Here is a 17,404-nt window from a genome sequence, read left to right as displayed (position 1 = left end):
GCCCGCTTCGTGTGGCCGCCCACCCCCTGCCGGGGGCAATACCGGCGGCCCGGCCAGGCCGGTTCCGCGGTATTCCTGAAAGAAAACCTGGCTTGTTCAGCTCAGTTTTCTTTCTTCTCTTCCTTGTTGTCGACGATGACCTGCGTCTTGCTGACCAGCACCGGCTGGCCCTTCAGGCGGTTCAGCGCCTGCACCAGCGGGAAGTCCTTGTCGGTGCCGAACTCGGGCACCTTGCGGTCCTGCGGCGGCTTCTTGGCTTCTTCCTCGAGGCGCTTGCGGGCTTCGTCGCGGGCCTTTTCGCGTTCCGGGTCCTTGACTTCGGGGCCCTGGCCGCTGGCCAGGTGCTTCTCGAGGTCGGCCTCGCGCATGCGCAGGGCGGCGAAGGGGCTGCCTTCGGCGCTTTCGTCGACCAGCACGTTGGGCACGATGCCCTTGGCCTGGATGGACGTGCCGCTGGGCGTGTAGTAGCGCGCCGTGGTGATCTTCAGGCCGGTGTCCGGACCCAGCGGGCGCACGGTCTGCACCGAGCCCTTGCCGAAGGTCTGGCTGCCCATGACGATGCCGCGCTTGTGGTCCTGCAGGGCGCCGGCCACGATTTCGCTGGCCGAGGCCGAGCCTTCGTTCACCAGCACCACCAGCGGCACGGTCTTCAGCGCGGCCGGCAGGCTGCGCAGTGGGTCGCTGCCCGAACGACGCTGGTAGTACTCCGGCGCCGCCTTGTAGACCGACTTGCTTTCCGCCAGCTGGCCGTCGGTGGTGACCACCGTGACGTTCTCGGGCAGGAAGGCCGAAGACACCGCCACCGCCGCGTCGAGCAGGCCGCCCGGGTCGTTGCGCAGGTCGAGCACCAGGCCCTTGAGGTTCGGGTCTTCCTTGTACATCTCGTCGATCTTCTTGACGAAGTCGTCGACGGTGCGTTCCTGGAACTGCGACAGGCGGATCCAGCCGTAGCCGGGTTCGATGATCTTGCCGCGCACCGACTGCGTGCGAATTTCCTCGCGCGTGATCGTGACCGGGAAGGTGCGGCTCTCGTCCTTGCGGAAGATGGTCAGCAGCACCTTGGTGTTGGCTTCGCCGCGCATGCGCTTGACCGCTTCGTTCAGCGACAGGCCGCGCACGGCGGTGTCGTCGATCTTGGTGATCAGGTCATTGGGCTTCAGGCCGGCGCGAAAGGCCGGGGAGCCTTCGATGGGCGAGACGACCTTGATGAGGCCGTCTTCCTGCGAAATCTCGATGCCCACGCCGACGAAACGGCCGGTGGTGCCCTCGCGGAATTCCTTGAAGGACTTCTTGTCGAAGTACTGGGAATGCGGGTCGAGCCCGGCGACCATGCCCGAAATGGCGTCGGAGATGAGCTTTTTCTCGTCGACCGGCTCGACGTAGTCGCTCTTGACCATGCCGAAGACGGCAGCAAGCTGCTGCAATTCCTCGAGCGGCAGTGGCGCAAGCGAACCGCGTGCGACTGTCTGCAACGAGACGGTGGTCAGGACGCCTGCAACGGCGCCGGCGGCGACCCAGCCGGTGATCTTCAGTTTCTGGCCCATCATGAGTGGTTGTCCTTGTCGGCGGCTGTCAAACCAATATACACAGCTTGGAAGCAAATTGCCTGCCGGGGTTCCACGAATGGGCCGGCAGAAGAGGGTTTCTTCAGCCTTTGCCCTGCGAGGCCACCGCGGCGGCGGCTTTTTCGGCGGCGGCGGCATCGCCCAGGTAGTAGTGGCGCAGGGGCTTGAGGTCGTCGTCCAACTCGTACACCAGCGGAATGCCGTTCGGGATGTTCAGCCCGACGATCGCGTCGTCGGAGATGCCGTCCAGGTACTTCACGAGAGCGCGGATCGAGTTGCCGTGGGCCGCGACCACCAGCCGGCGGCCGGTGCGGATGGCCGGCGCCATCGATTCGTTCCAGAACGGCAGCACGCGGGCGACCGTGTCCTTCAGGCATTCGGTCAGCGGGATCTGCTCCTGCGCCAGCTTGGCGTAGCGCACGTCCGAGCGCTCGCTGCGCGGGTCGTCGGCTTCCAGCGGCGGCGGCGGGGTGCCGTAGCTGCGGCGCCAGACCAGCACCTGCTCGTCACCGTATTTCTTGGCGGTTTCGGCCTTGTTCAGGCCCTGCAGGCCGCCGTAGTGGCGCTCGTTCAGGCGCCAGGAATGCACCACAGGCAGCCAGGTGCGGTCGAGTTCGTCGAGCGTGTGCCACAGGGTGCGGGTGGCGCGCTTGAGCACGCTCGTGTAGGCCACGTCGAAGTCGTAGCCCTCGGCCTTGAGCAGCCGGCCGGCCTGCTTGGCCTGCTCCACGCCGGTTTCGGTCAGGTCGACGTCCGTCCAACCCGTGAAGCGGTTTTCGAGATTCCAGGTGGATTCGCCGTGACGGATCAATACCAGTTTGTGCATGTAGGAGGCCTTTGGCTGCGCTTGCGAAACCTCGCATTCTAAAATCCCCGGTTTGCCATTCAAGGAACCTCCGTGAAATTGATCGAATTCGTCACCGCGAACTGGATGCTGATCCTGATCGCGCTCAGCTCGGGTGCCATGCTGGCCTGGCCGCTGGTGCGGGGAGCGGGCGGCGGAACGCTCACCGCGCAGGGCGCCGTGCAGCTCATCAACCGCGAACGCGCCGTGCTGGTCGACGTGCGCGAGCCCGAGGAATTTGCCACCGGCCACATGATCGGCGCCAAGAACGTGCCCCTGAACCAGCTCGAAGAGAAGCTGACCGGCGCGGTCAAGAACAAGACCGTGCCGCTGCTGCTGGTCTGCGCCACCGGCGCCCGTGCCCAGCGCGGCGTGGCCATGGCCAAGAAGCTCGGTTACGAGCAGGCCCAAGCGGTCGCGGGCGGGCTCAAGGCCTGGAAAGACGCTAACCTGCCGGTTGAAAAAGCCTGAGTTTTCCCAAGGTAAAGAGCATGCAAGCAGTCAAGATGTACACCACCGCCGTTTGCCCCTACTGCACGCGTGCGAAGCAAATCCTCAAGGCCAAGGGCGTCGAGCAGATCGAAGAGATCCGCATCGACACCGACCCCCAGGCCCGCAACACCATGATGGAAATCACCCAGCGCCGCACGGTGCCGCAGATCTTCATCGGCGACACCCATGTGGGCGGCTGCGACGACCTGATGGCCCTGGACGGCCGCGGCGGCCTCGTGCCCCTGCTGCAGGGCGCCTGAAACAGAAAGCAACCGGCGCCGCGAAAAGCGGCCCGGCCGTCGGGCGATAATCGTTCGCTCATTCATCTGCAGCCCGCTGCGGGAACCTCTCCCCGGCGGGCATTGTTTTGATCCTCGAAAGTTCAGCCATGGCCGACCAGCAAGCCCAAGATCCCGTGTTCCAGATCCAGCGCGTCTACCTCAAGGACCTGTCGCTCGAACAACCCAATTCGCCCGCCATCCTGCTGGAGCAGGAGCAGCCCACCGTCGACATCCAGCTCGGCGTGGACGCTCAGCCCGTGGCCGAAGGCATCTTCGAGATCACCGTGTCGGCCACTGTGCAGACCAAGATCGGCGACAAGACCGTGTTCCTGGTCGAAGCCAAGCAAGCCGGCATCTTCGAGATCCGCCACCTGCCCGAAGAGCAGATGGGCGCCATCCTGGGCATCGCCTGCCCGCAGATCGTGTACCCGTACCTGCGCGGCAACGTGGCCGACGTGATCCAGCGCGGCGGCTTCCCGCCCGTGCACCTCGCCGAAATCAACTTCCAGGCGATGTACGAGCAGCAGCAGGCACAGGCCGCCGGCCAGGCCGCGCCCACCCTCGCACAGTAAACCGGCACGACGCCGCCAACGCCGATGAAGATCTGCGTTCATGGCGCCGGTGCCTGGGGCACGGCTGTCGCGGTCAACGCGGCGGCCCGCCACGAGGTCACGCTCTGGGCCCGCGACGCGGGCCAGGCCGACGCCATGTCGCCGCGCGTGAAAACACCCGCTACCTGCCCGGGCTGGCCCTGCCAGCCTCGCTCGCCGTGCGCGCGGGCGAAATCGGCCAGGCCCAGGCCGGTGCCGACCTCGTCATCGTGGCCACCCCCATGGCCGCCCTGCGCGAACAGCTCATGGCCCTGCGCGGCACGAGCGCGCAAGTGGCGTGGCTGTGCAAGGGCGTCGAGCCCGCGCTCGACACCTCCCCCGCATCCTTCGGCCTGCTCGCCCACGAAATCTGGGCGCAGGTCGCGCCCGAGCTGAAGGGCGGCGTGCTCAGCGGCCCCAGCTTCGCGCAGGAAGTCGCCGAAGGGCGGCCGACCGCGCTGGTGGCCGCCAGCCCGCACGCCACCGTGCGCGACGCGCTGGTCGAGGCTTTCCACGGACCGGCGCTGCGCGTCTATGCCAACGAGGACATCGTGGGCGTGGAAGTGGGCGGCGCGGTCAAGAACGTGCTGGCCATCGCCACCGGACTGTGCGACGGCCTGGCGCTCGGGCTCAATGCCCGCGCGGCGCTGATCACGCGCGGCCTGGCTGAAATGACACGCTTCGGCCTGGCGCTGGGCGCTCGCGCCGAGACCTTCATGGGCCTTTCCGGCCTGGGCGACCTGGTGCTGACCGCCACCGGCGACCTGTCGCGCAACCGAAAGGTCGGCCTGCTGCTGGCCCAGGGCCGTACGCTGGCGCAGGCCGTGGCGTCGCTGGGCCATGTGGCCGAAGGCGTGTACTGCGCCCGCACCGTGGTGCAGCGTGCGCGCGGCCTGGGCATCGAAATGCCGATCGCCGAAGGCGTGGTTGCGCTGCTCGACGGCCGCGTGAGCCCGCAGGACGCCGTGGCCGCCCTGACCGGCCGCGACCCGGTGCCGGAATCCGTCGTGGCGCCCGGTGCTGGCGCAACCTCGCCCCGTCACCCCTCTTAAAAACGAAAAGACAAAGAGCCATGAGCCTTCGCTTTGATTTTTCAGCGTCGGCCGTGGCCGCGCTGGCCCTGTCGGACGCCACCCGTGCCCTGCAGGAAGACGTTGCCGACGGCGACCTCACCGCATCGCTGGTCGACCCGGCCCGCACCGCCCGTGCCCGCGTGCTGGCGCGCGAATCCGCCGTGGTGTGCGGCGCGCCCTGGGTCGAGGCCACGCTGCGGCAGCTCGACCCCGCGGTGCGCATCCATTGGCTCTGCGCCGAAGGCGAGCGTTGCGCCGCCGACCAGACCGTGCTCGAGATCGAAGGCGCCGCCCGCGCGCTGCTGACGGCCGAGCGCACCGCGCTCAACTTCCTGCAGCTGCTGAGCGCGGTCGCCACCAAGACCGCCCTGTATGCCGACGCCGTGCGCGGCACCCGCGCGCGCATCGTCGACACGCGCAAGACCATTCCGGGGCTGCGCCTGGCGCAGAAGTACGCCGTGCGCACCGGCGGCGGCCTGAACCACCGCATCGGGCTGTACGACGCGGTGCTCATCAAGGAAAACCACATTGCCGCGGCCGGTGGCGTGGCGGCCGCGCTGCGCGCCGTGGCGCCGGTGGCCTCGCAAGCCGCTTTCGTCGAGGTCGAGGTCGAAACGCTGGCCCAACTGCACGAAGCGCTGGAAGCCGGCGCGCGCATGGTGCTGCTCGACAACATGGACCTGGCCACGCTGCGCGAAGCCGTTCGCATCAACGACGCCGTGGGCGACGACCGCAAGGCCGTCCTCGAAATCTCGGGCGGGGTCACGCTCGACGGCCTGCGGGCCCTGGCCGAGACCGGTGTCGACCGTATTTCGGTTGGCGCGTTGACCAAAGACGTGAAGGCCATCGATTACTCGATGCGGTTCCTGTAAAAAAACCAATCTCCCCATGACGACCGCTTCCGTCATCGACGTCGACTACGAGCAGCCCACCGAATCGGCCGGCGCCGTTTGCGACACGCGCCACGCCTGGGCCCGCGTGCCGCCCGAGCCTTCCCCCGACGAACGCATCGCACTGAAGGCGCGCATTCGCCGCCTGCTGCGCGAGCGCAACGCCGTGATGGTGTCGCACTTCTACGTGCACCCCGACCTGCAGGACCTGGCCGAGGAAACCGGCGGCATCGTGAGCGATTCGCTCGAAATGGCGCGTTTCGGCCGCGACCACGCCGCGCAGACGCTGGTGGTGTCGGGCGTGCGCTTCATGGGCGAGACCTCGAAGATCCTGTCGCCCGAAAAGCGCGTGCTGATGCCCGACCTCGATGCGAACTGCTCGCTCGACCTGGGTTGCCCGGTGGAACAGTTCAGCGCCTTCTGCGACCAGCACCCCGACCGCACGGTGGTGGTCTACGCCAACACCAGCGCGGCCGTGAAGGCGCGCGCCGACTGGCTCGTCACCTCGAGCTGCGCGCTCGACGTGGTGGGCGCGCTGCACGCGGCCGGGCAAAAGATTCTCTGGGGCCCGACCGCCACTTGGGCGACTACATCCAGCGCCAGACCGGCGCCGACATGGTCAGCTGGAACGGCGCCTGCATCGTGCATGACGAGTTCAAGGCGCTGGAGCTCGAACTGCTCATGAAGGAGCATCCGAAGGCCAAGGTGCTGGTGCACCCGGAGTCGCCGGCGGATGTGATCGCGCTGGCGGACGCGGTGGGCTCCACCTCGGCCATCCTGAACGCCGCGCGGGGCATGGACGCGAGCGAATTCATCGTCGCGACCGACACCGGCATGCTGCACAAGCTGCGCACGCTGAACCCCGGCAAGACCTTCATCGAGGCGCCGACCGCCGGCAACGGCGGCACTTGCAAGAGCTGCGCGCATTGCCCGTGGATGGCGATGAACGGGCTGGTGGAGCTGGCGAACGCGCTGGAAACGGGCGCGGGAGAGATCCATGTCGACCCGGCGCTGGGTGTGCGGGCGCGGGTGCCGATCGACCGGATGCTGGCGTTCACGGCGGGGTTGAAGAATGGGCAGGCGCCTGGGAGCCTGGTGGCGGGCATCGGCGCGGCCTGAACCGTTTTGCTCCTTCCCCCTCTGGGGGAAGGCTGGGATGGGGGCAGGCAGAGCATGCCCAGTGGAAACACCGCTGGCCCCCACCCCGACCCTCCCCCGGAAGGGAGGGAGAAATGCCTAGAACTCCACCGTGCAGCTGTCGCCCAACGCCTCGCGCCACACCTTCACGCGCGCCAATGAAGCCCGCAGATCCGGCAGCGCCTGCGCAATGAACACGCACAAATTCTCCAGCGTCGGCGGATGCAGCCCCGGCACGTCGTCCAGCAGATGATGGTCGAGCTGCTCGCGCACATCTTCCAGCCGCCGCCGCAGCAACCCCAGGTCGATCACCATCCCCGTCACCGGGTCGCGCTCCCCTGCCAGCCACACCTCGGCGTGGTACGTGTGGCCGTGGATACGGCGGCTGCCTTCGACTTCGATCTCGCGCTTCAGCGTGTGGGCGGCGTCGAAGAAAAAGCGTTGGCTGATGGTGAATCGCATCGTCAAAAAACTCGGGGGAAAAGGGCGGCCGCTTCAGCGGATGCCGGTGATCTTGTGCGTCTGCACGCTCAGGCGCCAGACCGGTTGCTTCATGCATTCGGCAATGCACAGCTCGGTGTTCGCGAGCCGGTCGGGCCCGTCCATCGGCTGCAGGAAGCGGTGCGTGAACTCGCCCGTGCGCGCCATCGTGTCCAGGTCGAATTCGGTCTGCGGCCACACCAGCTTCAGCTCCTGGCCGCGCTGCTGTACCCACGGGGCGCCGGCCTTGGGGCTGATGCACAGCCAGTCGATGCCCTCGGGCGCCTCGACCGTGCCGTTGCTTTCCACGGCGATGCGAAAGCGCCGCGCATGCAGCGCGTCGACCAGCGCCGCGTCCACCTGCAGCAGTGGCTCGCCGCCGGTCAGCACCACCAGCCGGTGGTCGGCGTCGCCGGCCGGCCATTGCGCGGCGATGGTGTCGGCCAGCAGGTCGGCGGTTTTGAACTTGCCGCCCAGCGTGCCGTCGGTGCCCACGAAATCGGTGTCGCAGAAACGGCAGACGGCGGTGTCGCGGTCGCTCTCGCGGCCGCTCCACAGGTTGCACCCGGCAAAGCGGCAGAACACGGCCGGCATGCCGGCCTGGCCGCCTTCGCCCTGCAGGGTGTAGAAGATTTCCTTGACGCTGTAGCTCATAAGGCGGGAAGAGCCTCGATCTCCAGGTTGTCGATCAGCCGCGTGTTGCCCAGGCGCGCGGCGGCCAGCGCCACGAGCGGTTCCCCGGCTTCAGGGGCCTGCAGGTCGGAGCGCCGACGCAGCACCAGGTAGTCCGGTTGCCAGCCGCGCTGCGCCAACGACTGCATGGCCCGCGCTTCGATCGCGGCCAGGTCGCGCTCGCCCGCGCGCACCGCCTCGGCCATGGCCTTGAGCGCCTTCGACAACTGCACCGCCTCGGCGCGCTCGTCCTTGCTCAGGTAGCCGTTGCGCGACGACAGCGCCAGCCCGTCGTCGGCGCGGAAGGTCTCGCCGCCCACGATCTCGACGGGCAGCGCGAACTGCCGCACCATGTGGCGGATCATCATCAGCTGCTGGTAGTCCTTCTTGCCGAACACGGCTACGCGCGGCTGCACGCATTGAAAGAGCTTCATCACCACCGTGCACACGCCGATGAAGAAGCCGGGCCGGAAGTGCCCTTCGAGAATGTCCGCCAGCGCCGGGTCGGGGTGTACCTTGCAGGTCTGGGGCTCGGGGTAGAGCACCTTCTCGGTGGGCGCGAACAGCACGTCGCAGCCGGCCGCGCGCAGCTTCTCGCAGTCGCTGTCCCAGGTGCGCGGGTAGGTGTCGAAGTCTTCGTGCGGCAGGAACTGCAGCCGATTCACGAAGATGCTGGCCACCGTGGCGTCGCCCAGCGGCTTGGCCTGCTTCATGAGCGCGATGTGGCCGTCGTGCAGGTTGCCCATGGTGGGCACGAAGGCGGGGCGCTTGCTGGCCGACAGGCGGCCGCGCAGTTCTTCGATGGTGTGTGCGATGTACATGGGAGCGGGTTCCTTTGTGTCTTTACCAGGCGTGGAGCCGGTCGTCGGGAAAGCTGCCGTCCTTGACGGCCTGCACATAGGCCTTCAGCGCGGGCAGCACGCCCGGCGCGTCGGCCATGAAATTGCGCACGAACTTCGGCATCTTCCCGAGGTTGATGCCCAGCATGTCGTGCAACACCAGCACCTGGCCGGCGGTGGCCTTGCCGGCGCCGATGCCGATGGTGGCGCAGTGCGCGAGTTCGGCCGTGAGTTCGGCGGCCAGCGCGGCCGGCACCATCTCCAGCACCAGCATGGCGGCGCCCGCGTCCTGCAGCGCATGGGCCTGCTGCTTGAGCAACGCACCGGCGCTGTCGCCCTTGCCCTGCACGCGGTAGCCGCCCAGCGCATGCACCGTCTGTGGCGTCAGGCCCAGGTGGGCGCACACGGGAATGCCGCGCTCGACCAGGAAGCGCACCGTCTCGGTGGTCCAGCCGCCGCCTTCGAGCTTGACCATGTGCGCGCCGGCCTGCATCAGCACCGTGGCGCTGGCGAGCGCCTGCTCGCGCGATGCCTGGTAGCTGCCGAAGGGCAGGTCGGCAATCAGCCAGGCCGTGCCCTGCACGCGGCGCAGGCCGCGCGAGACGCTGTCGGTGTGATAGCGCATGGCCTCCAGGCTCACGCCCACCGTGCTGTTCAGGCCCTGGCAGACCATGCCGAGCGAATCGCCGACCAACAGGCAGTCGATGCCCGCCGCGTCGGCCATGGCCGCGAAGGTGGCGTCATAGGCCGTGAGCATCGCGATCTTCTCGCCGCGCGCGTGCATGTCGGCCAGGCGCGGCAGGCTCACGGGCTTGCGCGCCGCGGGCTGCGATGCCGGCGGCAGCGTGCCGTAGGGCGAGGCCGAGGGTGTTTCGGTGGACGGGGTGGAGGTGTTCGACATGGTTGGGTTTCTCCCTGCGGGCGTCGGTGGCCGGGCATCCTTGAGTGAAGACAACGAGACGGGTGGGGCGGGTCAGTCGACCGGCGGCACCAGCACCGTGGGTGCGGTGGGCTCGGCGAGCGAAGGGTAATCGCGGCTGAAATGCAGGCCACGGCTTTCGTGGCGGGCCTGCGCGGAACGCACGATCAGCTCGGCCACCTGCACCAGGTTGCGCAGTTCGAGCAGGTCGCGCGTGACGTGGAAGTTCGCGTAGACTCGTGGATCTCGGCCTGCAGCAGCGCGATGCGGTGGCTCGCGCGCTCCAGGCGCTTGTTGGTGCGCACGATGCCGACGTAGTCCCACATGAAGCGGCGCAGCTCGTCCCAGTTGTGCGAGATGACCACGGCTTCGTCGGCGTCGGTGACGCGGCTGTCGTCCCAGGCGGGTAGCTCGGCGCGCTCGCGCACGGGCGCCTCGAGGATGGCGCCGGCGGCCGCGCGCGCGAACACCATGCACTCGACCAGCGAGTTGCTGGCCAGCCGGTTGGCGCCGTGCAGGCCGGTGCAGGCGGTCTCGCCGATGGCGTACAGGCCGGGGATGTCGGTGCGCCCGCGCAGGTCGCTGAGCACGCCGCCGCAGGTGTAGTGCGCGGCCGGCACCACGGGAATGGGCTCGCGCGTGATGTCGATGCCCAGCTCCGCGCAGCGCGCGAGGATGTTGGGGAAGTGTTCCTTGAGGAACGCCGCCGGCTGGTGCGAGATGTCGAGGTACACGCAATCGAGCCCGTGCTTCTTCATCTCGAAGTCGATGGCGCGGGCCACCACGTCGCGCGGCGCGAGTTCGGCGCGCTCGTCGTGCTTCGGCATGAAGCGCGTGCCGTCGGGCAATTTCAGCAGCCCGCCTTCGCCGCGCACCGCCTCGCTGATCAGGAACGACTTGGCGTGCGGGTGGTACAGGCAGGTCGGGTGGAACTGGATGAACTCCATGTTCGACACCCGGCAGCCCGCGCGCCACGCGGCGGCAATGCCGTCGCCGGTGGCCGTGTCGGGGTTGGTCGTGTACAGGTAGACCTTGCCCGCGCCGCCCGTCGCCAGGATGGTGTGCGGCGCACGAAAGGCCAGTACCTCGTCGGTCTCGTCGTCGAGCGCGTACAGGCCCAGGCAGGCTGGGTCTGGCTGGCCGAGCTTGCGGGCGGTGATCAGGTCGACCAGCGTGTGGTGCTCGAACAGCGTGATGTTCGGCGTGCGGCGCACGCGCTCGATCAGCACCTGCTGCACGGCCGCGCCGGTGGCGTCGGTCACGTGCACGATGCGGCGCTGGCTGTGGCCGCCTTCGCGCGTCAGGTGCAGGTCGCCATCTTCTTCGGAGAAGGGCACGCCCAGCTCGCGCAGCCAGCCGATGGCCTCGGGCGCATGCTCGACCACGAAGCGCGTGGCCTCGGGGTCGCACAGGCCGGCGCCGGCCACCAGCGTGTCTTCGACGTGGGCGTCGAAGCTGTCGCCCGCCGCCAGCACCGCCGCGATGCCGCCCTGCGCCCAGGCGCTGGAGCCGTCGTTCAGCGCGCGCTTGGTCAGCACGGCCACGCGGTGCGTGGGGGCCAGGTGCAACGCGGCCGACAGGCCGGCCAGGCCGCTGCCGACGATCAGTACATCGAAGTCACGCACGGCGGAGTTCACAAGGCGGCAATCGGTGGGGTCAGGCCGGCGAGTAGGCCAGCCGGACGTAGATGGGGGCAAAGGCCTCGGCCTGCGTGATGTCGATCAGCGTTTCCTTCGCGAGCTCGAGCATCGCGATGAAAGTGACGATCAGCACCGGCGCGCCGCGCGACACGTCGAACAGCTTTTCGAACTCCACGAAGCGCTGCCCCTGCAGGTGGCGCAGCACGATGCTCATGTGCTCGCGCACGTTGAGCTCCTCGCGCGAGATCTTGTGGTGCTGCACGAGCTTGGCGCGCTTCATGATGTCGGCCCAGGCGTCGCGCAGCTCGGCCACGTCGACGTCGGGAAAGCGCGGCTTGAGCGACTGCTCGATGTAGACCTGCCCCTTCCAGAAGTCGCGGCCGTAGGTCGGCATGGCGCTGATGGCGGCGGCCTGCAGCTTGGTCTGCTCGTACTCGAGCAGGCGGCGCACGAGTTCGGCGCGCGGGTCTTCGGCCTCTTCGCCGTCGGCCACCTTCTTGGGCGGCAGCAGCATGCGCGACTTGATCTCGATCAGCATCGCGGCCATGAGCAGATACTCGGCCGCCAGTTCGAGGTTGGTCTGGCGGATCTCGTCGACGTAGCTCAGGTATTGCCGCGTGAGCCCCGCCATCGGGATGTCGAGGATGTTGAAGTTCTGCTTGCGGATCAGGTAGAGCAGCAAGTCCAGCGGGCCTTCGAAGGCCTCGAGGAACACCTGCAACGCCTCGGGCGGGATGTACAGGTCTTTCGGCATCGCGAACAGCGGCTCGCCATAGAGCCTCGCGAGCGCGACCTGGTCGACCACGTCGGGCATGTCGACCACGAGCGTGCCGTTGTCCTCGTCTCCGTTCATTGGCAGGTCGCTATGCTTTTAATAGCGACCGGCGCAATGCGGACGGGCGTGTGCTGCCAATTCGGCATCAACGAAATTACTTGGATTGCGTCTGGTAGACGTAGGGCTGCATCGGGATGCGGGCTTCGCTGTATTCCTCGAGCAGGCTGCGGTCGAGGTGCTTGTCCCAGAGGAGGGCGCGGCCGGCGCGCTGTTCGGCTTCCAGCGTCGGCTTCTTTTCCTTCATCTCCTCGATGAAGTTGGTGATCTCTGAAGAGTAGTGGGGGCGGCGGAAGATGGACATAGACTGGACCTTTATGGCGCGAATTTTACCGGGGACGGCATGAAGCATCGGCAAGGGTGGCAGATCGGCATGGCAACGGTGTTGCTGGCGACCCTGTTGGGGCTCGCGGGCTGCGATACGAAGAACATCAGCGAGCTCGAGGAAGGCGTCTCCACCGAGGCCGACGTGCGCGCCCGTTTCGGCGAGCCCGAGAACATCTGGGACGCCCCGGCCCGGGGGCGCATCTTCGAATACAACCGCCAGCCGGCGGGCCAGAAGAACTACATGATCACCATCGGCGCGGACGGCAAGATGAGCGCGCTGCGCCAGGTGCTGACGCCCGAGAACTTCGCCAGGGTGCAGCCCGGCATGATGATGGAAGACCTGCGCAAGCTGCTTGGCAAGCCCGCCAAGGTCACGCCCTATGCGCTCAAGCGCGAGACCGAATGGGAGTGGCGCTGGGTGCAGCCGCCGAATTCGTCGATGGTGTTCACCGCCACGCTGAACGACGACCAGCGCGTGGTGCGCAGCGGCTCGTCGCCCGACCGGGGCACCGAGGCGCCGTAGTCTTCAGGCGCCGTACCCCGCGTCGGACCGGCCCGCCGCCAGTTCCTCCGCAAAGCCCGAGCGCTCGATCAGTTCGCGCGGCTGCGGTTGCAGCGACTCCACGCGCAGCAGCCCGCCGCGCGCCAGCACCGCGCGGTGCAATTGCCGCAGCGCGTCGATGCCGGCGGCGTCCAGGTAGATCAGGTGCGTGGCGTCGAGCACCACCGTCATGCCGCGCGGCGCGCGCTCGGCGGCGTTCACCGCCTCGTCGAGCTTGGCCGCCGCGCCGAAGAACAACGCGCCGTAGATGCGGTACGTCAGCACCGGCGGCTGCAGCGTCACCAGCTCCAGGCTGAACAGGCCGCTCATGCGCCGCAGGAACAGCACGCAGGCTAGCACGAGGCCCGCCTGCATCGCCACCGTCAGGTCGAACACCACGGTGAGGAAGAAAGTGCCGAGCATCAGCAGCCGGTAATGGCGGCCCAGCTGCCGCAGTTGGGTGGGCATGAACTCGCGCCACTCGCCCATGTTCAGCGCCACGAACACCAGAATGCCCGCCAGCACCGCGAGCGGCACGTGGCGTGCGAGCGGCGCGGCCAGCAGCACCACGAGCAACAGCGTCAGCGCATGCACGATGCCCGCGATGGGCGAGGTGCCGCCCGAGCGGATGTTGGCGACCGTGCGCGCGATGGTGCCCGCGGCCGGCATGCCGCCGAAGAAGGGCACGACCACGTTCGCGATGCCCTGCGCCATCAGCTCCTGGTTCGGGTCGTGCCGGGGCTGTCCGCTGACCTGGTCCGACACGCGCGCGCACAGCAGCGACTCGATGGCGCCGAGCAGCGCGAGGGTCAGCGTCGGGGCCACGAGCTGCTTCACCGTTTCCCAGGAAAAGTCGGGCAGCGCGAAGGCCGGCCCGCCTTCGGAAAAACCGCCGAAGCGCGTGCCGATGGTCTCGACCGGCAACGCCAGGCTCCACGACAACAGCGTGAGCGTGACCAGCGCGACGACGGGGCCCGGCGTGCGCGCGGCCATCTGCACGGCCCGCGTGCGCGCCACGCGCCCGCCGACGCGCAGCACCGCGGCGCCGACTCTCGACTCGGCGCGCAGCAGCCGCGGCCACAGCAGCAGGCCGGCCACGCATGCAACGCCGAGCACGAACGCGTACGGGTTGAAGGTGTCGATCCGCAGCGCCATCGCGTGCAGCTGCAAGAACGCGTCGGCCGGCATCTTCGCGACCGCCAGGCCCAGCAGGTCTTTCAGCTGCGACAACAGGATCAGCACCGCGATGCCGGTGGTGAAGCCCACCACGATCGACATCGGCACGAAGCGCACCAGCCGCCCCAGCCCGAACAGTCCCGCCATGAACAGCAGCACGCCCGCACAGGCCGTGGAGATCAGCAGGTTGGCCACGCCATAGCGCTCGACGATGCCGTAGGCGATCACGATGAACACGGCCGCCGGCCCGCCGACCTGCACCGCCGAGCCGCCCAGCAGCGAGATCAGGAAGCCCGCGACGATCGCCGTCCAGATGCCGGCCTCGGGCCTGAGCCCCGACGCGATGGCGAAGGCCATGGCCAGCGGCAGCGCCACGATGCCGACCATCGCGCCCGCGCCCAGGTCCTTGAAGAAACGTTCGCGGTCGTAGCCCGCAAGGGCCTCCATCAGGCGGGGACGGAAGCGGGTGAGGTTCGACGGCAAATGCATGGGCCGTGCATTGTCCACCGCCCCCGCGGCGCGGGGCTATCGGCGCGCCGGGTCGCCGCTGTCTTGCGCGGCCTGTTCGTCGAAGCGCCGCTGCAGCAGGTCCATGGCCGCGGCGGCCAGCATGCGCAGCTCGTCGAGCTTGCCTGGCGGCAACCGCCGGGGCGCGAAGTCGTAGGCGCACAGCGTGCCGACCGTCTGCCCGTTCAGCACCAGCCGGCTCGCGGCGTAGAAGCGCACATGCGGCGGGCCCTTCACCAGCGGGTGGTCCGCGAAGGCGGGGTGCAGCGCCGCGTCTTCCGCCACCAGGAAGTCTTCGTCGGTGCGAAAGAAGACTTCGCAGAACGAGGTCGCAGCGGGCGATTCGGTCATGGGCAGGCCGACGCAGGACAGGAACCAGTCGCGCTGCTCGTCGAGCAGATTCACCATCGACACCGGCACGCCGAAGCTGTGCGAGAGGGTCCGCGTGAGGTCGTCGAACACACGCTGCGGCGACGTGTCCAGAAGGGCGAGGCGGCGCAGCAGGGCCAGCCGCTGGGGTGAATTGCGCATGCAACGAGTATTGACGAAGCGGCACCCCCCAACGCCGCGCGGCAACAGGGGATTTCTCCCGATGCGAACTTTTGCCCGACTTATCCGGAACAAAGGATCCAGATACATTTTTGACACTAATTGACATTTAGACACCACCATTACCGAGGGCGTCCGATGCACATCCTGCTTGTCGCAAGCGCGTTCAACAGCCTGACGCAACGGGTTCTCGCCGAACTCCAGGACCGTGGCCACACGGTCGGCGTGGAGCTGGCCCTCGGCAATGACGACGCGTTGCGCGAGGCCGTGCGGCGGCACGCACCCGGGCTGATCGTGGCGCCCATGCTCACCACCGCGATCCCCGAGGATGTCTGGCGCGCCCACACCTGCCTGATCGTGCACCCCGGACCGCCGGGCGACCGTGGCCCTTCGTCGCTCGACTGGACGCTGCAGGGCGGCACTGAAAGCTGGGGCGTCACGGTGCTCGAGGCCGTGGCCGAGATGGACGCGGGCGACGTCTGGGCGTGGTCGCCGCTCAAGGTGCCGGCGCTGGCGGGCAAGAGCGATCTCTACCGGGGCGAGGTGGCCGACGCCGCCGTCGACGCGGTGCTGCTCGCGGTGGAGCGCTTCGCCTCGGGCAGGCACAGGCCGCAGCGGCAGAAGTCCGAAGACCTCGCCGCCGGCTGGCGCCCGTTCATGAAGCAGGCCCAGCGGCGCATCGACTGGCAGGCGGACACGACCGCGTCGGTGCTGCGCCAGTTGCGCGCCGCCGATTCGCAGCCCGGCGTGCTGGGCGACCTGCTCGGCGCGCAGTGGTATTTGCACGGCGGCCATCCCGAGGACGAACTGCGCGGCGCGCCCGGCGAACTGATCGCCACGCGCGCCGGCGCCATCTGCCGCGCCACGGTCGACGGCGCGGTGTGGATCCCGCAGTTGCGGCCCTGGCGCGCGCCCGGCTCGGGCCAGCCCAGCTACAAGCTGCCGGCCGCCCAGGCGCTCGGCGCGCTGCTGCCGCCCGGGGTGCCCGAGGTGCCCGTGCCGCTGCAACTGCCGGCCGGCCGGCGCACCTGGACCGACATCCGCTACAGCGAGCACGGCGGGACTGGCGGCACCGGCGGCGTGGGCGTGCTGAACTTCTCTTTCCCCGGCGGCGCGATGAGCACCGTGCAGTGCCGCCGCCTGCTGGAGGCCTACCGCTTCGCCTGCACGCGGCCGACCTCGGTGCTGGTGCTGGGCGGCGTGCGCGACTTCTTCTCGAACGGCATCCACCTTAACGTGATCGAGGCGGCCGCGAGCCCGGCCGAGGAATCGTGGGCCAACATCAACGCCATGAACGACCTCGTCCACGCGGTGCTCACCACCACCGACCGGCTCACGGTGTCGGCGCTGGGCGGCAACGCGGCAGCGGGCGGCGTGATGCTCGCGCTGGCGGCCGACGAAGTGTGGTGCCGCGACGGCGCGGTGCTCAACCCGCACTACACGCTGATGGGCCTGTACGGCTCCGAATACTGGACCTACACGCTGCCGCGCCGCGTGGGCGAAGCCGAGGCGCAAAGGCTCACGCAAGCGGCGCTGCCGGTGAGCGCGAAGCGCGCGGTCGCGCTCGGCATGGCGCAGCGCGTGCTGCAGGCCGCGCCCGAGGAGCTGGGAGACGAGGTGTTGCGGCTGGCGATGCAACTGGCAGCATCGCCGGACCTGGCCGCGCGCATCGCGAAGAAGAAGGCGACGCGCGCCGCGCACGAGGCCGTCAAGCCGCTGCAGCAGTACCGCGACGAGGAGCTGGCCCACATGCGCCGCAATTTCTTCGACCCGGCCGAGCCGCATGCCGCGCTGCGCTCGTCCTTCGTGCGGAAAAAAAGGCGCCGCACACGCCGCCGCACGTGGCCCGGTTGGGCCTGGCGGACTGAAGCCGTCTCCCGCGCTTTTTATTTATTTGCTGTCGGGAATCACCGCGTCGGCCGTCGCGCCCACGGCCTTGCCGGCGATGCGCGCGGTGCCGATGGCCGCATCGGCCGCCAGCCCCACCGCGCCCACACCCACGCTGACAGCGGTGTCGGCCACCGCCACCACCGCACAGCCGCTCAGCAGG

General features: G+C 68.6%; 15 protein-coding genes and 4 pseudogenes. 8 read left to right on the top strand and 11 right to left on the bottom strand.

Translation table 11 applies throughout. The features are described from left to right. Nucleotides 1-101 precede the first annotated feature (101 nt). Both BMG07_RS01670 and gpmA read right to left on the bottom strand, forming a co-directional pair. On the bottom strand, nt 102-1,544 hold the full coding sequence (locus BMG07_RS01670) for a S41 family peptidase (protein WP_198082963.1): 1,443 nt from the start codon (nt 1,542-1,544) through the stop codon (nt 102-104). A gap of 103 nt (nt 1,545-1,647) precedes the next feature. After that, a complete protein-coding gene (gene gpmA, locus BMG07_RS01665; RefSeq protein WP_198082893.1) occupies nt 1,648-2,391 on the bottom strand; it encodes a 2,3-diphosphoglycerate-dependent phosphoglycerate mutase in 744 nt (247 codons plus the stop codon). 105 nt (nt 2,392-2,496) lie between these two features. Between gpmA and BMG07_RS01660 the strand changes: the two genes are divergently transcribed. From BMG07_RS01660 to nadA, 6 genes and pseudogenes are all read left to right on the top strand, one after another. Next, complete coding sequence (locus tag BMG07_RS01660) at nt 2,497-2,880, top strand: rhodanese-like domain-containing protein (RefSeq protein ID WP_269758542.1); 384 nt, start codon at nt 2,497-2,499, stop codon at nt 2,878-2,880. A gap of 20 nt (nt 2,881-2,900) precedes the next feature. Further along, nucleotides 2,901-3,161, top strand: a complete 261-nt coding sequence (grxC, locus tag BMG07_RS01655) for a glutaredoxin 3 (protein ID WP_198082892.1) — start codon at nt 2,901-2,903, stop codon at nt 3,159-3,161. A gap of 128 nt (nt 3,162-3,289) precedes the next feature. After that, entirely contained in the window at nt 3,290-3,754 is a 465-nt protein-coding gene (secB, locus tag BMG07_RS01650; protein WP_130420675.1) for a protein-export chaperone SecB, read from the top strand. A 24-nt stretch (nt 3,755-3,778) separates the two neighbouring features. Continuing rightward, a pseudogene (locus tag BMG07_RS01645) lies at nt 3,779-4,824 on the top strand (NAD(P)H-dependent glycerol-3-phosphate dehydrogenase). Nucleotides 4,825-4,844: 20 nt separating this feature from the next. After that, nucleotides 4,845-5,717: a carboxylating nicotinate-nucleotide diphosphorylase gene (gene nadC, locus BMG07_RS01640; protein ID WP_198082891.1), complete on the top strand. Its 873-nt coding sequence runs from the start codon at nt 4,845-4,847 to the stop codon at nt 5,715-5,717. A 16-nt stretch (nt 5,718-5,733) separates the two neighbouring features. Further along, a pseudogene (gene nadA, locus BMG07_RS01635) lies at nt 5,734-6,854 on the top strand (quinolinate synthase NadA). A gap of 117 nt (nt 6,855-6,971) precedes the next feature. Here the strand turns inward: nadA and BMG07_RS01630 are convergent. The 7 genes and pseudogenes from BMG07_RS01630 to BMG07_RS01600 form a co-directional block, all read right to left on the bottom strand. Beyond that, nucleotides 6,972-7,334 (bottom strand): 6-carboxytetrahydropterin synthase, encoded by a 363-nt coding sequence (locus tag BMG07_RS01630; RefSeq protein WP_198082890.1) that lies wholly within the window; start codon nt 7,332-7,334, stop codon nt 6,972-6,974. Nucleotides 7,335-7,367: 33 nt separating this feature from the next. Next, nucleotides 7,368-8,006 carry a 7-carboxy-7-deazaguanine synthase gene (gene queE / locus BMG07_RS01625; RefSeq protein WP_198082889.1) on the bottom strand — a complete coding sequence of 213 codons (639 nt, stop codon included), beginning with the start codon at nt 8,004-8,006 and terminating at the stop codon, nt 7,368-7,370. Continuing rightward, complete coding sequence (gene panC / locus BMG07_RS01620; RefSeq protein ID WP_198082888.1) at nt 8,003-8,845, bottom strand: pantoate--beta-alanine ligase; 843 nt, start codon at nt 8,843-8,845, stop codon at nt 8,003-8,005. The genes queE and panC overlap by 4 nt, the downstream gene beginning before the upstream one ends. A 22-nt stretch (nt 8,846-8,867) precedes the next feature. Beyond that, complete coding sequence (gene panB / locus BMG07_RS01615) at nt 8,868-9,764, bottom strand: 3-methyl-2-oxobutanoate hydroxymethyltransferase (protein ID WP_198082887.1); 897 nt, start codon at nt 9,762-9,764, stop codon at nt 8,868-8,870. Between the two features lie 72 nt (nt 9,765-9,836). Further along, nucleotides 9,837-11,407: pseudogene (gene nadB, locus BMG07_RS01610) on the bottom strand (L-aspartate oxidase). A 31-nt stretch (nt 11,408-11,438) separates the two neighbouring features. Next, nucleotides 11,439-12,275, bottom strand: a complete 837-nt coding sequence (locus BMG07_RS01605; RefSeq protein ID WP_198082886.1) for a ScpA family protein — start codon at nt 12,273-12,275, stop codon at nt 11,439-11,441. Between the two features lie 76 nt (nt 12,276-12,351). Then, nucleotides 12,352-12,558 (bottom strand): DUF3460 family protein, encoded by a 207-nt coding sequence (locus BMG07_RS01600; RefSeq protein ID WP_198082885.1) that lies wholly within the window; start codon nt 12,556-12,558, stop codon nt 12,352-12,354. Nucleotides 12,559-12,627: 69 nt separating this feature from the next. Here BMG07_RS01600 and BMG07_RS01595 point away from each other — a divergent pair, with 69 nt between their 5' ends. Next, the gene (locus BMG07_RS01595) at nt 12,628-13,104 is read left to right on the top strand and encodes an outer membrane protein assembly factor BamE (protein ID WP_198082961.1); all 477 of its coding nucleotides are present in this window, start codon (nt 12,628-12,630) and stop codon (nt 13,102-13,104) included. A gap of 3 nt (nt 13,105-13,107) precedes the next feature. On the opposite strand, the gene BMG07_RS01590 is transcribed toward BMG07_RS01595, so the two are convergent. Both BMG07_RS01590 and BMG07_RS01585 read right to left on the bottom strand, forming a co-directional pair. Beyond that, a complete protein-coding gene (locus tag BMG07_RS01590) occupies nt 13,108-14,787 on the bottom strand; it encodes a SulP family inorganic anion transporter (RefSeq protein WP_198082884.1) in 1,680 nt (559 codons plus the stop codon). 36 nt (nt 14,788-14,823) lie between these two features. Beyond that, nucleotides 14,824-15,336: a GAF domain-containing protein gene (locus tag BMG07_RS01585; RefSeq protein WP_198082883.1), complete on the bottom strand. Its 513-nt coding sequence runs from the start codon at nt 15,334-15,336 to the stop codon at nt 14,824-14,826. 156 nt (nt 15,337-15,492) lie between these two features. On the opposite strand from BMG07_RS01585, the pseudogene BMG07_RS41270 reads away from it, so the two are divergent. Further along, a pseudogene (locus BMG07_RS41270) lies at nt 15,493-17,037 on the top strand (hydrogenase maturation protein); the annotation flags it as partial. Nucleotides 17,038-17,404: the final 367 nt, after the last annotated feature.

Source organism: Variovorax sp. E3 (genome assembly GCF_016082275.1).
GTDB lineage: Bacteria > Pseudomonadota > Gammaproteobacteria > Burkholderiales > Burkholderiaceae_C > Variovorax.
The sequence above is the reverse complement of the archived record's forward strand: the minus strand, read 5'-3'. Positions and strand labels throughout refer to the sequence as shown.

Excerpts from the sequence above, each read along its gene's own strand:
- BMG07_RS01670 (WP_198082963.1), bottom strand. The coding sequence starts at position 1,544 with ATGGGCCAGAAACTGAAGATCACCGGCTGGGTCGCCGCCGGCGCCGTT.
- gpmA (WP_198082893.1), bottom strand. The coding sequence starts at position 2,391 with ATGCACAAACTGGTATTGATCCGTCACGGCGAATCCACCTGGAATCTC.
- BMG07_RS01660 (WP_269758542.1), top strand. The coding sequence starts at position 2,497 with ATGCTGATCCTGATCGCGCTCAGCTCGGGTGCCATGCTGGCCTGGCCG.
- grxC (WP_198082892.1), top strand. The coding sequence starts at position 2,901 with ATGCAAGCAGTCAAGATGTACACCACCGCCGTTTGCCCCTACTGCACG.
- secB (WP_130420675.1), top strand. The coding sequence starts at position 3,290 with ATGGCCGACCAGCAAGCCCAAGATCCCGTGTTCCAGATCCAGCGCGTC.
- nadC (WP_198082891.1), top strand. The coding sequence starts at position 4,845 with ATGAGCCTTCGCTTTGATTTTTCAGCGTCGGCCGTGGCCGCGCTGGCC.
- BMG07_RS01630 (WP_198082890.1), bottom strand. The coding sequence starts at position 7,334 with ATGCGATTCACCATCAGCCAACGCTTTTTCTTCGACGCCGCCCACACG.
- queE (WP_198082889.1), bottom strand. The coding sequence starts at position 8,006 with ATGAGCTACAGCGTCAAGGAAATCTTCTACACCCTGCAGGGCGAAGGC.
- panC (WP_198082888.1), bottom strand. The coding sequence starts at position 8,845 with ATGTACATCGCACACACCATCGAAGAACTGCGCGGCCGCCTGTCGGCC.
- panB (WP_198082887.1), bottom strand. The coding sequence starts at position 9,764 with ATGTCGAACACCTCCACCCCGTCCACCGAAACACCCTCGGCCTCGCCC.
- BMG07_RS01605 (WP_198082886.1), bottom strand. The coding sequence starts at position 12,275 with ATGAACGGAGACGAGGACAACGGCACGCTCGTGGTCGACATGCCCGAC.
- BMG07_RS01600 (WP_198082885.1), bottom strand. The coding sequence starts at position 12,558 with ATGTCCATCTTCCGCCGCCCCCACTACTCTTCAGAGATCACCAACTTC.
- BMG07_RS01595 (WP_198082961.1), top strand. The coding sequence starts at position 12,628 with ATGGCAACGGTGTTGCTGGCGACCCTGTTGGGGCTCGCGGGCTGCGAT.
- BMG07_RS01590 (WP_198082884.1), bottom strand. The coding sequence starts at position 14,787 with ATGCATTTGCCGTCGAACCTCACCCGCTTCCGTCCCCGCCTGATGGAG.
- BMG07_RS01585 (WP_198082883.1), bottom strand. The coding sequence starts at position 15,336 with ATGCGCAATTCACCCCAGCGGCTGGCCCTGCTGCGCCGCCTCGCCCTT.